Origin of the sequence: Frankia sp. AiPs1, from assembly GCF_023716945.1 — a bacterium.
Classification (GTDB): domain Bacteria; phylum Actinomycetota; class Actinomycetes; order Frankiales; family Frankiaceae; genus Frankia.
On record NZ_JAMQQF010000135.1, the window covers coordinates 1 to 13,290 of the forward strand.

Sequence of the window (13,290 nt, forward strand, 5' to 3'; positions counted from 1 at the left end):
GTTCCGCGGAACCGGGCTCGCCCGACCCCGCGGAACCGGGCTCGGCGCCGGCCGAGGCCGCCCCGGCGGTAGCGGTGGCAGTGGCGGACGACGTGGCAGCGGCGGGTGACGACGTGGCAGCAGTGACCGAGGAGGCGCCTGCGGTCGATGGTAAAGCGAGTCCCGGCTGGCCGGCCGCCGGCGGATACGGGTCCGACCCGTCGCGCAACTCGACCTTCAGCGCCGTCGCCCCGAGCGTCAGGACCACCGCCACGACGGCGACTATGAAGGACACCCGCCGCCACCGTGCGCCGTGCGCCCTGTCGGTGTCGGTATCGGCAGCGGTGGCGGCAGCGGTGGCGGCAGCGGTGGCGGCGGCGGCGGCGCCGACGGCGGCGGCCATCGGACTGTGACGGCGGCGTCGCACTGACCTGGGTGCCGACCGCGCCGGGTCGGACGATGCCGGGTCAGAGGTCGCCGGATCTGACGTTGACGGATCAGACATAGCCGGGTCGGATGATGCCGGGTCGGACGATGCCGGATCGGACGTCGCCGGGTCCCAGCGCGGAGCCGCGGCCCACCGATGAGCGGAGTCGGCCAGGCCCGGGCCGGAGCCGGTCGTGGCAAGCGGCGGCGATCCGAGCGGCGGCTGGGCGGGTCGGCCCGCGAGGCTGGGCTGGAGCGCGCGCAGCTCCGCCACCCCGGGCCGGTCCCCGGGATTCTTCGCGAGCATGGCCGACATGACGGCCCACAGCGCGTCGTCGAGGCCGGGGGGACGACCGGGCAGAAGATCGACGTGGGCGCGCATCACGGCCAGCGGCATCAGTCCGGTGAACGGGGTGACCCCGCTGACCAGCTCGTAGAGCATGATGCCGGCGGCGTAGACGTCCGCGGGCGGACCGACTCCACCGCCGACGATCATTTCCGGGGCCATGTACGTCGGCGTGCCGAGGACACCCTGACTGGTGGTCAGCTCGGTCGAGGCGTCCACCACGGCGGCGATGCCGAAATCGGTCACTCTGGGGTGCAGCGCCAGGCCATCGTCGCCGCCGAGCAGGACGTTCGCGGGTTTGAGATCGCGGTGGACGATGCCGAGGTCGTGGGCGACGCCGAGACCGGTCAGGACGTCGACGGTCAGGGCGACCGCCACCGCCGGGGGCAGCGTTCCCCGGGAACGCAGGTACTGGCGCAGGTCGGAACCCTCGATGAAATCCATCACGATGGCCAGCCGGCCGTGTTCGGCGACGAGATCCCAGACCTTCACCACGAACGGCGACTGAATACGGGTGAGGACCGACCGCTCCCGCATGAACCGGGCGACTATTCTTTCGTCGGCGGTGAGTTCCGGCAGCAGGAGCTTGAAGGCGAGGACTCGTCCGGACTGGTCGTGCCCACGCCACACCTCCCCCATCCCACCCCGCCCGACCAGGGATTCCAGGGTGTATGAACTGCCCAGCCTCATCGCCATGCCGTACCCGCCGCCTCGTTCGCCTGCGTTGCCGAGCTGACGACGCCACAACATATCCAACGAGCCGGTCACCGGCTCTTTCGGGGCGAACCCTTTGCGGGGACGATAGCCGGACCCGCTGACCTGCAAAAACGGCCTATTCGAGCGTCCTGTGCCGCCCTCACGGCTGGTAGCGGTAGCCCATGCCGGGTTCGGTGGCGGGTCCGGGTCGGGTCGGGTTCGCGGCGGGACGCACAGCACCACCGTCGCGGTGGCCGCGCACCCCGGCGCAACCTTGACGCAGTGTGCCTCTCTGGTGACTATAGTAACGAGAACATTCGCGCATTTTCTTGGAGGACATCCACGCGACTGACCCTGCTCGGTTCGGACTCCCAGTCCGGCCGCTGCCCGACCCTCTACGCCACCGACCGGGACACCTACGTTGTGCAGGGATGGACGGTGACCGATCCGGAGGCCCTGGGCGACCTGCGCGACGTCCTCGACGGAGAGAGCTTCGTCGAGATCCCCAAGGCTCTGCTGCGGTTCGCCGACGCGGAGGGCGCGGAGGTGGACCGCTGAGGCTGCTGGGTGATGAGGAGTTCAACCGTCTCTTCCTCGCCTTCGAGCACACCGCCTTCCGGCTGGAGGCCCAGGACGACTACGCCGAGGCCTACGAGTCGGAGGCGCTGCGGCAGTTCGTAGCCGGTGAAGAGGTTGATCTCGGTTGGTTCGGAGAGTGGCTTGCCATGATCCGCCAGGCCACAGCCGAGGGTCGCCGGTTCACCCGCGTGCGGGTGGTAAGCCTGCCGCTCACCGACTACAGCCAATTCGGCGTCTTCTGCTCGCAGTACACCAACGCCGCCGGCGAGGACATCCGCTACCTCATCCGCGACCACGCTGCCGGCCTGCCTGACTACGACTACTGGCTGTTCGACTCGTGCAAGCTGGTACGCATGCACTTCGGAGGCGACCGAGCTTTTCTGGGCGGCGAGGTCATCACCGACCCGGCCGTCGTCGTGCGTCACAGCTATTGGCGTGATGCTGCCTGGCACCGCGCCGTCCGACGGGATGATTTTGCCGCCAAGTAGATCAACCATCAAAACGACCAGCGTCGAGGAGGCGCGCCGCTCCTTGGGGATGCGGCTCCGCGAGCTGCGCACCGCGGCCGGATTCACCGGCAAGCAGCTCGCGGAAGCCGCCTCCTGGCCTGCTTCCAAGATCTCCAAGTTGGAGAACGGCCGCCAGACTCCCACGGATGAGGACATCCGCACCTGGACGGGAGTCACTGGTGCGGCGGGCGAGGCTGCGGGACTCCTCGCTTCGCTTCACACGCTGGAGCTGCAACACGCCGAGTGGCGCCGCCTGCTGTCGCCAGGTCTGCGACCACACCAGGACACTCTGGCCGCCATCGACTCGAGGACCCGGCTGTTCCGAATCTTCGAGCCCACCGTGATCCCCGGCCTGCTTCAGACTGCCGAGTACGCTCGTGCTCGCTTCGCCGAGACCGCCACCGTCCACGAAGTTTCCGGCGGTGTCGACGACGCCGTCGCGGCCCGCGTCCAGGGCCAGGAACAGCTGTACCGGCCGGACAAGAAGTTTCATTTTGTGCTCACTGAGGCGACGCTGCGCTACTGCCTGTGCGCCCCCGACGTCATGATGGCGCAGCTGGATCGCCTGGTGTCGCTCTCAGCGCTGCGCAATGTGCGATTCGGTGTTATCGGCTTCGAGACCCGGTACGTCATTGCGCCGGCGCATGGCTTCTGGCTGCTTGACCAGGACCTGGTGACGATCGAGACCTTCTCCGCCGAACTCAACCTGGCCCAGCCGCAGGAGATCCAGTTCTACGCCGGCGTCTTCGACCAGCTTGCCGCCGTCGCCAGTTACGGCAGCGCCGCCCGAACCATCATCACGCGGGTGCTCGACGATCTGGCGACCGAGACGGACGAGACCGGCGAGGCTGGCGCGTAGTTTCGCCCGGATCACGCGGGCCCACATTTCTTCGAGAAACTCCTAGAAACTTTCTGGCCACGTATGTTCTGCGCTCTTACCCTCCGAGTCAGGTCAACCACCGCCCCGAACCGATCGGGGTCCTTGGAGGCAAGGGTGAGTACCGTCGTCCCGCTGCTGGGCAGCGGGCAGATCGAGCAACTACCCCCGCGAGCGCGCGAAGTCGTGGAGTACCGCAAGAGCGGCCTGAGTCTCAACCACATCCAGGGCTGCCCGCCGGACTGCGCCTACTGCATCCGCCACACCTACGGCCTGTGGGACGAGCGGCAGCCGCGGGCGCTCATGCGGGATGCCGAAGCTGTCGACCAGCTCGTGACCCACCCCTACTTCCAGCCCGGCGTCACACCCGTACAACTGTTCAACCGGGCGACCGAGCCGTTTCTCCCGGCGGTGAAGCCCCACACCTTCGCCGTGCTCGAGGACCTCGACGAGCGTGGACTGACCAACCATGTCCTCGTCATCACCCGTCACCAGGTCAAGGCCGAGGACTGCGAGCGGCTGAACCGCCTGCACCATCTCAAGGTGACGTTGCTGTTCACCTACTCCGGCATCGACGAGGAGCGCATCGAGCCGTATCCGTCGGCGGTGGCCGCCGCCTCCCTGGAGTTGGCGACGAGCGTCCAACCCCGGCGCTACCGCACGATCCTGTACTGGCGCCCGCTGGTGCCCGGTCTCAACGACACCGACGACCACCTCGCCCGCGCGGCCGGCCTCAGCCGCCACGCCGACGCCACCGTCTTCACCGGGTTGTTCTACCGCGACCAGATCGCGAGCTACTACCAGGCTGCCGGCCTGCCCGAGCCGTACGCGGGGACCGCCCGACGCAAGATCGTCCCCGAGACGCTCGAAAACCGGGTGCTCGGGGCCTTCACCCGTCACGGCCGGTTGTTTCGCAAAACCTCCTGCGCGGTGTCCTACGTCCACGGCCTGGCCGACTACAACGGTCACTACGGCATTCGGGAGCTGTGCGACATCTGCCCGGCCGCCCAGCTGGAGCGATGCCGGCAGGGCCACCGAACCCCTACCGCCGGCGAGGTCGCCGCCCTGGCCCAGGCGATTCCCGGTACGGAACAGCTGCGGGTCGTCGAGGTCACCGAGCGGGCCGCGATCGTCGACGGTCTTCCTCACGAGCAGCCGCGCTACTTCCTCCAACACACCCTCGGTTTCCAGGTCCACGACGTGCGCCATCCTCACCACACCCGGCGGCACGGCCGGGCCGACATCGGATGGCAGCAGGAGACCTCGCCATGACGGACTGGACCAGCCGCCGCTACGCCGTCGTCGACGTGGAGGGCAACGGCCAGCGCCCACCCGATCTGGTGGAGTTGGCCGTCGTGCCCATCACCGGCGGCGTCATCGGGGAGCCCGTCACCTGGCTCATCCGCCCACAGACGCCCATCACCGGCTTCGCTCGTCGCATCCACGGCATCACCGGCCAGATGGTCGCGGACGCCCCGAGCTTCCCTGAGATCGAGAAGGAAGTACGGACAGCCCTGGACGACGCCACGATCGTCGCTCACAACGCACCGGTTGACCTCAGTGTGCTGCGCCGCAAGCTGCCCCAGTGGGAACCAGCCGAGGTCTTCGACACCCTGCGGCTGGCCCGGCGGCTTCGGCCCGAGCGGGTCAGTTACCGCCTCGGGGCACTCGTCGAGGCATTCAACCTGGCTGCGGGCCTTCCGCCGGAGTTGCGGCCCCACCGCGCCACCTACGACGCCCTCGTCACCGCCCGGCTGTTCGTCCTACTGGCCACCGGCCCCGAGGGCCAGCCGCTCTCGCTCAACGAACTCCGCGGCCAACCCTCAGGAGAGGGCGATGCCCCGCCTGCGGCCCTTTTCTGATCACCGCAGGGCACTGTTCCTCTCCGTCGACGGACCCAGCGGCGCCGGCAAATCGACACTCGTGCATCACCCGGCCCAGCTACTCGTCGCCGAAGCCCTCGGCTCCAGCCACGACGATTGCGTCACGGCTGGTAGCGGTAGCCCATGCCGGGTTCGGTGGTGAGGTGGCGGGGGCGGGACGGGTCGGGTTCGAGTTTGCGGCGCAGGCGGTTGACGTAGAGCCGCAGGGACGAGGTGTCGTCGGCGTGGCCGGGGCCCCAGACCTGGTCAAGCAGGGACCGCGACGCGACGAGCTTGCCGGGCTCGCGCACCAGCACCGCCAGCAGGCGCCACTCGGTCGGCGTCAGCCGCACCGACTCGGGCGCCTGCACCGGCTCGGGCGCCGGCTCGGACCCGGGTGCCGGCTCGGACCCGGGCGTCTGCGCCGAATCCAGATCCGGCAGGGTGGTGACGGCTTTGGCGGCGAAGTCGATGCGGTGGCGGCCGATGGTGATGACGGGGCCTGTCTCCGCGCCGCCGGCGCGGCGGGTGACGGCGCGGATGCGGGCGAGCAGTTCCTCCACCGAGAACGGCTTGGTGACGTAGTCGTCGGCGCCGGCGTCCAGGGCAGCGATCTTGTCGTGGCCGGAGGTGCGGCCGGACAGGACGATGATCGGGACGCGGGTCCAGCCGCGCAGGCCGCGGATGACGTCGATGCCGTCGAGGTCGGGCAGGCCGAGGTCGAGCACGACCAGGTCGGGCGGGTGGCTGGCGGCCTCGCGCAGCGCGTGGCCGCCGTCGACGGCGGTGCGGACCTCGTGACCGCGGCTACGCAGGTTGATCCGCATCGCGCGCAGCAGCTGCGGCTCGTCCTCGACGATCAGGATGCGTCCCACCGGCTCCCCGCTCCCCTCGTCCCCCGGTCCGGGCGACCCACCCGACCCGGGCGGGCCACCCGACCCGGCCGCCGGGCTCACCGCCGCGCCGGGGTGAGCGCGTCCAGCGCCCGGTTGAGGCCCAGCACGTTGACCGCCGGCTCGCCGAGGAAGCCGAGGCTCCGGCCGGTCGTGTGGTCGCGCACGATCGTGGCGACCTGGCTCGCGGGCAGGCCACGGACCCGGGCCACCCGGCGGACCTGAAGGTCAGCGTAGGCGGTGCTGATCTGCGGGTCGAGGCCGCTGGCACTGGCGGTGACCGCGTCGGCGGGGACGGCGGGGTGCGCGGGGGCATCGCCGCGGATCAGGACGCGCTGGCCGGCGGCGATGTCGTCGGTCAGGGTCCGGCAGCGCACCGGCAGCCCGGCGTAGGTGGGCAGGAACGGCCGGGTCGGGCAGAGCTCGTTGACGCTGACGACTCGCGTCACCCGACCGTCGTAGCCGGGCCCGGCGTGGTAGACGGCGAGCACGGCGCCGACCCCGGAGGCGGTGCAGTACGGCCGGCGGCCGTCGACGCCGTCGAGCGCCCCGACCGCCTGGCTGCGGGCGCAGACCTGGGTGAGCAGGCTCTGCCGGGACTCGTCGTCGTCCTTGGTGGCGGGGTCGTCGAAGCTGTCGACGACGTCCTCCGGGCCGAGGTTCGACGCCGAGGTGGACGTCGGGTCGTAGCCGTCCCCGGCCGCCGACGGCCGGCTCTGGAAGTAGCGCGCCACGGCGTTGCCGTCGGCGTCGGTGAACGACTGGCCGATCAGCGACGAGCCGACCCGCTGGCCGTCGGCACGGGTGACGAAGGAGCCGTCGGCGCGGTCATGCAGGCCGGGTAGCTGGGCGACGGCGAGGATCGCCAGCGGGTAGGCGAGGCCGACGACGACGGTGAACACGAGCAGGATCCGCAGGGCGGCCAGGTGCTGGCGGACCCAGCCGGGCAGTCGCGCGAACATGGGTCAACCCACCCCCGGGATGAACTGGACGAGCAGGTCGATGATCTTGATGCCGACGAACGGCGCGATGATCCCGCCGAGGCCGTAGCGGGACAGGTTGCGCGAGAGCAGGGCGGAGGCGCTGCTCGGCGTGTAGCGCACGCCCCGCAGGGCCAGCGGGATCAGGGCGACGATGACGAGCGCGTTGAAGATGACGGCGGACAGGATCGCCGACTCCGGGCTGTGCAGCCGCATGATGTTCAGCTTGTCCAGGCCGCCGTAGACGCCGGCGAACATCGCCGGGATGATCGCGAAGTACTTGGCGACGTCGTTGGCGATGGAGAACGTGGTCAGCGCGCCGCGGGTGATCAGGAGCTGCTTGCCGATCTCGACAATCTCGATCAGCTTCGTCGGGTCGCTGTCGAGGTCGACCATGTTGCCGGCTTCCTTGGCCGCGGACGTGCCGGTGTTCATCGCGACGCCGACGTCGGCCTGGGCGAGCGCCGGGGCGTCGTTGGTGCCGTCGCCGGTCATCGCGACGAGCTTGCCGCCGGCCTGCTCGGCGCGGATGAGGGCGAGCTTGTCCTCCGGGGTGGCCTCGGCGAGGAAGTCGTCGACGCCGGCCTCCTGCGCGATCGCCTTCGCGGTGAGCGGGTTGTCGCCGGTGATCATCACGGTGCGGATGCCCATCCGGCGCATCTCGTCGAACCGCTCGCGCATGCCGGTCTTGACGACGTCGGCGAGCTGGATGACGCCGAGCACCCGCGCGTGCGCCGCCGAGCCGGCGCCAGTGATCTCCCCGACGACCAGCGGTGTCCCGCCCGCGGCGGAGACACCGTCGACGATCTCGCCGAGCTCGACGGGGATCGTCCCGCCGGCCTGACGCACCCAGGCGATCACCGCGCTGGCCGCGCCCTTGCGGATCTGCCGGCGTGCCTGCCCGTCGGAGTCGGAGTCGGGGTCGGGGTCGGGGTCGGCGAGGTCGACGCCGGACATCCGGGTCTGGGCGGTGAAGGGCACGAACGTCGCCGCGCGCAGCTCGCCGGGGGAGCGTTCACGCAGTCCGTGCTGCTCCTTGGCGAACACGACGACCGAACGGCCCTCCGGCGTCTCGTCGGCGAGCGAGGAGAGCTGGGCGGCGTCGGCGAGGGCGGCGAGGTCGGCGGCCTCGCCGCCGCCGACCGGGAGGAACGCCCGGGCCTGGCGGTTGCCGAAGGTGATCGTGCCGGTCTTGTCGAGCAGCAGCGTGTTGACGTCGCCGGCCGCCTCGACCGCTCGGCCGCTCATCGCGAGCACGTTGCGCTGGACCAGCCGGTCCATCCCGGCGATGCCGATCGCGGACAGCAGCGCCCCGATCGTCGTCGGGATGAGGCAGACCAGCAGGGACGCCAGCACGATGCCGGTGATCCCGTGGCTGGTCAGGGCGGCCGAGTCGGGGATCGCGGGCTGCTGCGCCTTGGTGAAGATCGCCAGCGGCTGGAGGGTCGCGACGGCGAGCAGAAAGATGACGGTGAGCGCGGCGAGCAGGATGTTCAGCGCGATCTCGTTCGGGGTGCGCCGCCGGTCGGCGCCCTCGACCAGGCCGATCATCCGGTCGATGAAGCTCTCGCCGGGCTGCTGGGTGATGCGCACGACGATCCGGTCGGACAGGACCCTCGTCCCGCCGGTGACCGACGACCGGTCGCCACCGGACTCGCGGATCACCGGCGCGGACTCCCCCGTGATCGCCGACTCGTCGACGCTGGCGATGCCCTCGACGACGTCGCCGTCCCCGGGGATGGTCTCCCCCGCGACCACGAGGACGGCGTCCCCGCGGACGAGCCTGGGCGCGGGGACCTCCTCCACCGAGACGCGCTCCCCCGCGGCGATCTCCTCGGCAGTGGGCGCGGCCTGGCCGGGTGACCAGCCGGTCAGGCGGCGGGCGATCGTGTCGGTGCGGGTGCGGCGCAGCGCCGCGGCCTGGGCCTTGCCCCGGCCCTCGGCGACGGCCTCGGCCAGGTTCGCGAACACCACCGTGAGCCACAGCCAGACGGTGATCAGCCAGCCGAACACCGACGGGTCGGCGACTGCGAGCACCGTGGTGAACCCCGCGCCGACCTCGACGATGAGCATGACCGGGTTGCGCCACAGCGTGCGGGGGTCGAGCTTGCCCAGCGCCGCGGGCAGCGAGCGGCCGAGCTGGCGCGGGTCGAGCAGGCCGCCGCCGACCCGTCGCGGCCCGCCCTGACCCCGGCCCGGCCGCGGCGCGGCGCCGGGCGGGGCGATGACGGTGGTGGTGCTCATCAGTGGATCCCTTCCGCGAGCGGGCCGAGGGCGAGCGCCGGGAAGAACGTCAGCGCGACGATGATCAGGGCGATGGCGCCGAGCATCCCGGCGAACTGGGGCCGGTGCGTCGGCAGCGTCCCGGCGGTCGCCGGGACCGGATGCTGGCGGGCGAAGGAGCCGGCCATCCCGAGCACCAGCAGCATCGGCAGCAGCCGGCCGAACAGCATCGCCAAGCCCAGCGCGGTGTTGTACCAGGTCGTGTTGACCGTGATGCCGCCGAAGGCCGAGCCGTTGTTGTTCGCAGCCGAGGTGAAGGCGTAGAGCACCTCACTCAGGCCGTGCGCCCCGGAGTTGAGCATGCCGGCGCGCTCGCCGGGCAGGCCCATCGCGATCCCGGTGCCCAGCAGGGCGATCGCCGGGGTGGCGAGGAAGTACAGGGAGGCGAATTTGATCTCCCGGGAACCTATCTTCTTCCCGAGGTACTCGGGTGTTCGGCCGATCATCAACCCGGCCACGAAGACGGTGACGACGGCCAGTACGAGCATTCCGTAAAGGCCGGATCCGGTGCCGCCGGGCGCCACCTCGCCGAGCATCATGTTGAACAGCAGCGTCGCGCCGCCGAGGCTCGTGTAGGAATCGTGGAAGGAATTGACGGAGCCGGTGGAGGTGAGCGTCGTGCCGCTGGCGAACAATGCCGAGTCCGGCACGCCGAACCGGGTTTCCGTGCCCTCCGTCGCCGCGCCGACCGCGACCGGCACCGTCCCGTGGTGCGCGGTCTGGAAGGCAGCGTTCACCGCGAAGCTGCCGAGGGCGAGCGCGGCCATGACCGCGACGATCGCCAGGCCCTGGCGGCGGTCGCCGACCATGCGGCCGAAGGTGCGCGGCAGCGAGAAGGCGATCGCGAGCAGCAGGTAGATCTCGAACAGGTTCGTCCACGACGTCGGGTTCTCGAACGGGTGCGCCGAGTTGACGTTGTAGAAGCCGCCGCCGTTGGTGCCGAACTCCTTGATGGCCTCCTGGCTGGCGACCGGACCGCCGGTGATCGTCTGATGGCCGCCGGCCAGGGTGGAGACCACCCGGTTGCCGTGCAGATTCTGGATCGCCCCGCCGGCGATGAGGACGATCGCGGCGAGCACGCAGATCGGCAGCAGGATCCGGACCACCGTCCGGGTGAGGTCCACCCAGAAGTTGCCGATCTCGTCACCCGCGCCGACCAGGTCATCCCGGCTGCCGGCGCCCGGCCCGCCTGGGCCGTCAGTGCTGTCAGGGCCGCCCGGGCCGTTCAGCCTGCCCGGCCCACCCGCCGCGACCGGCGACCGGCGCCGCGCGAAGCCGCGGACCACCGCGATCGCGACCGAGATGCCGACGGCCGCCGAGACGAAGTTCTGCACGGCCAGGCCCGTCATCTGCACGGTGTGGCCCATGGTCGACTCGCCCGAGTACGCCTGCCAGTTGGTGTTCGTCATGAAGCTCACCGCGGTGTTCCAGGCCAGCGCCGGCCCCACCGCGCCGAATCCGAGGTTCAGCGGCAGGTGCTCCTGGATACGCTGAAGCAGGTACAGCAGCAGCACGCTGACCAGCGAGAACGCCAGCACGCTGCGGGCGTAGACCCCCCAGCGCTGGCCCGCGTCCGGGTTCACCCCGGTCAGCCGGTAGATCGCCCGCTCCACCCGCAGGTGGCGCCGGCCGGTGAAGACCCGGTACATGTGGTCGCCGAGCGGGCGGTAGGTGACGAACAGCGCGGCGACCAGCAGCGCCACGGTGAGGACGCCGGCGAACGACGTCGACATCAGAACCGCTCCGGAAACAGCAGCGCCGCTACGATGAATATCCCCAACCCGATCGACAGCACCAGTCCGGCGATGTTCTCCGCGTTCACAGCCTTTCGACTCCTCGCAGCACGAGAGCCAGCAGTGCGAAACATCCCAGCGTCAGCAGGACGTACACCACGTCTTGCATGCGCCCCTCCTTCGTCCCGGCAGGGGCCCAGTAAAGCGCGACGAAAACCGAAAAGGGCGATCACTCACACGGTTCTCACGGCGTCCGGCCGGTTTCTCACGGCCCACTAACGCCGATCATGAAAATGCGGCCTGTCCGGACCTTCCACTGGTTCCCGGACAGGCCGGACGGGAGCACCATGGGTGGCGTGCCACGCGGAACACTGCGCATCTACCTGGGGGCGGCGCCCGGGGTGGGCAAGACCTACGCCGCGCTGGACGAGGCCCGCCGCCGCCGCGACCGGGGCACCGACGTCGTCGTCGGCCTGGTCGAGACGCACGCGCGCCGCCATACCGCCGACATGCTCGACGGCCTGGAGGTGATCCCCCGCCGGTTCGCCGACCATCGCGGCGCCACCTTCACCGAGATGGACCTCGACGCGGTGCTGGCCCGGCGCCCCGCGGTGGCGGTCGTCGACGAGCTCGCCCACACCAACGTCCCCGGCAGCCGCCACACCAAGCGCTGGCAGGACGTCCAGGAGCTGCTCGCCGCCGGCGTCGACGTCATCTCCACCGTCAACGTCCAGCACCTGGAATCACTCAACGACGTCGTCGAGACGATCACCGGGGTGGCGCAGCGGGAGACCGTGCCCGACGCGGTGGTCCGCGCGGCCGGCCAGGTCGAGCTCGTCGACATGGCCCCCGAGGCGCTGCGCCGGCGGATGGCCCACGGCAACATCTACGCTCCCGACAAGGTCGACGCGGCGCTGGCCAACTACTTCCGCCCCGGCAACCTCACCGCCCTGCGCGAACTCGCCCTGCTGTGGCTCGCCGGCAAGGTCGACGACCAGCTCGACCGATACCGGGCCGAGCACCACATCGGCGGGACGTGGGAGACCCGCGAGCGGGTCGTGGTCGCGCTCACCGGCGGCCCGGAGGGCGAGACCCTGATCCGCCGGGCGGCCCGGATCGCCTCCCGGACCAAGGGCGCGGAGCTGCTCGCCGTGCACGTCGCCCGCTCCGACGGCCTCACCGGCGCGGACCCCGCGGCGCTGGCGGGGCAGCGGGTGCTCGTCGACAGCCTCGGCGGCAGCTTCCACCAGGTGATCGGCGACGACGTGCCGACGGCCCTGCTCGACTTCGCCCGCGCCGAGAACGCCACCCAGCTCGTCCTGGGCGCCAGCCGCCGCGGCCGGGTCGCCCGGATCCTCAGCCCCGGCATCGGCGTCACCACCACCAACCTGTCCGGGCCGATCGACGTGCACATGGTCACCCACGCCGAGGCCGGCACCGGCTGGCGGCTACCGCGCGTGCGCAGCGGGCTCACCCCCCGCCGCCGGCTCATCGCGACCGCGCTGACCCTGGCACTCGTCCCCGCCCTGACCGCCGGCCTGGTCCAGGTTCGCGGGACCTTCAACCTGGCCATCGAGATGCTCGGCTACCTGATCGTCGTGGTGACGGTGGCGCTGATCGGCGGGTTCTGGCCGGCGCTGCTGTGCGCGCTGGCCAGCTCCCTACTGCTGAACTACTACTTCACCCCACCGCTGCACCACTGGTCCGTCGCGGAGGGCAACAACGCCCTCGCCCTGGCCGGTTTCATCCTGGTCGCGACGATGGTCAGCCGCGTCGTCGACCTCTCCGCCCGCCGCTACGGCCAGGCGGTGCGCGCCTCCGCCGAGGCGGCGACACTGTCGGTGCTCGCCGGCAGCGTGCTGCGCGGCGAGGACGCGCTGCCCGCCCTGCTCGACCGGGCCCGGGAGACGTTCGCCATGACCTCGGCAACCCTGCTCGAACGCGACGGCGACGGCTGGCGGGCAGTCCTCAGCGTCGGCCCCGACCCGTGTGCCCGGCCCGAGGACGGCGCGGTGGACGTCCCGATCGGCGACACGCTGGCCCTGTCGCTCACCGGACGGCCGCTGCCGGCCGCGGACCGGCGCATCCTCGCCGCCTTCGCCGCCCAGGCCGCCGTCGCCCTCGAGC

At 71.0% G+C, this 13,290-nt stretch carries 11 protein-coding genes; 5 read left to right on the plus strand and 6 right to left on the minus strand.

Going from position 1 to position 13,290, the window contains the following annotated elements:
* A partial coding sequence (locus tag ND748_RS14325; protein ID WP_251746303.1) for a serine/threonine-protein kinase occupies positions 1 to 1,519 on the minus strand: 1,519 nt, incomplete at its 3' end.
* A 548-nt stretch (positions 1,520 to 2,067) separates the two neighbouring features.
* On the opposite strand from ND748_RS14325, the gene ND748_RS14330 reads away from it, so the two are divergent.
* The 4 genes from ND748_RS14330 to ND748_RS14345 all read left to right on the plus strand — a co-directional run bounded on the left by ND748_RS14330 (position 2,068) and on the right by ND748_RS14345 (position 5,274).
* Positions 2,068 to 2,514, plus strand: coding sequence for a DUF6879 family protein (locus ND748_RS14330; protein ID WP_374215921.1), 447 nt, complete (start codon positions 2,068 to 2,070; stop codon positions 2,512 to 2,514).
* Positions 2,465 to 3,394, plus strand: coding sequence for a helix-turn-helix transcriptional regulator (locus ND748_RS14335; RefSeq protein WP_251746312.1), 930 nt, complete (start codon positions 2,465 to 2,467; stop codon positions 3,392 to 3,394). The genes ND748_RS14330 and ND748_RS14335 overlap by 50 nt, the downstream gene beginning before the upstream one ends.
* 135 nt (positions 3,395 to 3,529) lie before the next feature.
* Entirely contained in the window at positions 3,530 to 4,684 is a 1,155-nt protein-coding gene (locus tag ND748_RS14340) for a radical SAM protein (RefSeq protein WP_251746305.1), read from the plus strand.
* Complete coding sequence (locus ND748_RS14345; protein ID WP_251746306.1) at positions 4,681 to 5,274, plus strand: 3'-5' exonuclease; 594 nt, start codon at positions 4,681 to 4,683, stop codon at positions 5,272 to 5,274. Before ND748_RS14340 ends, ND748_RS14345 begins: the two co-directional genes overlap by 4 nt.
* A gap of 122 nt (positions 5,275 to 5,396) precedes the next feature.
* Here the strand turns inward: ND748_RS14345 and ND748_RS14350 are convergent, their stop codons facing one another.
* From ND748_RS14350 to kdpF, 5 genes are all read right to left on the minus strand, one after another.
* On the minus strand, positions 5,397 to 6,149 hold the full coding sequence (locus ND748_RS14350; RefSeq protein ID WP_251746307.1) for a response regulator: 753 nt from the start codon (positions 6,147 to 6,149) through the stop codon (positions 5,397 to 5,399).
* 77 nt (positions 6,150 to 6,226) lie between these two features.
* Positions 6,227 to 7,129, minus strand: a complete 903-nt coding sequence (locus tag ND748_RS14355) for a potassium-transporting ATPase subunit C (RefSeq protein ID WP_251746308.1) — start codon at positions 7,127 to 7,129, stop codon at positions 6,227 to 6,229.
* Positions 7,130 to 7,132: 3 nt separating this feature from the next.
* Positions 7,133 to 9,391 carry a potassium-transporting ATPase subunit KdpB gene (kdpB, locus tag ND748_RS14360; RefSeq protein WP_251746309.1) on the minus strand — a complete coding sequence of 753 codons (2,259 nt, stop codon included), beginning with the start codon at positions 9,389 to 9,391 and terminating at the stop codon, positions 7,133 to 7,135.
* Positions 9,391 to 11,163: a potassium-transporting ATPase subunit KdpA gene (gene kdpA, locus ND748_RS14365; RefSeq protein ID WP_251746310.1), complete on the minus strand. Its 1,773-nt coding sequence runs from the start codon at positions 11,161 to 11,163 to the stop codon at positions 9,391 to 9,393. The genes kdpB and kdpA overlap by 1 nt, the downstream gene beginning before the upstream one ends.
* The gene (gene kdpF, locus ND748_RS14370; RefSeq protein WP_044888197.1) at positions 11,163 to 11,252 is read right to left on the minus strand and encodes a K(+)-transporting ATPase subunit F; all 90 of its coding nucleotides are present in this window, start codon (positions 11,250 to 11,252) and stop codon (positions 11,163 to 11,165) included. Before kdpF ends, kdpA begins: the two co-directional genes overlap by 1 nt.
* A 258-nt stretch (positions 11,253 to 11,510) precedes the next feature.
* Between kdpF and ND748_RS14375 the strand changes: the two genes are divergently transcribed.
* On the plus strand, positions 11,511 to 13,290 hold a 1,780-nt coding region (locus ND748_RS14375), incomplete at its 3' end, for a DUF4118 domain-containing protein (protein ID WP_251746311.1).

Excerpts from the sequence above, each read along its gene's own strand:
- kdpB (WP_251746309.1), bottom strand. The coding sequence starts at position 9,391 with ATGAGCACCACCACCGTCATCGCCCCGCCCGGCGCCGCGCCGCGGCCG.
- ND748_RS14355 (WP_251746308.1), bottom strand. The coding sequence starts at position 7,129 with ATGTTCGCGCGACTGCCCGGCTGGGTCCGCCAGCACCTGGCCGCCCTG.
- ND748_RS14345 (WP_251746306.1), top strand. The coding sequence starts at position 4,681 with ATGACGGACTGGACCAGCCGCCGCTACGCCGTCGTCGACGTGGAGGGC.
- ND748_RS14335 (WP_251746312.1), top strand. The coding sequence starts at position 2,465 with ATGCTGCCTGGCACCGCGCCGTCCGACGGGATGATTTTGCCGCCAAGT.
- kdpA (WP_251746310.1), bottom strand. The coding sequence starts at position 11,163 with ATGTCGACGTCGTTCGCCGGCGTCCTCACCGTGGCGCTGCTGGTCGCC.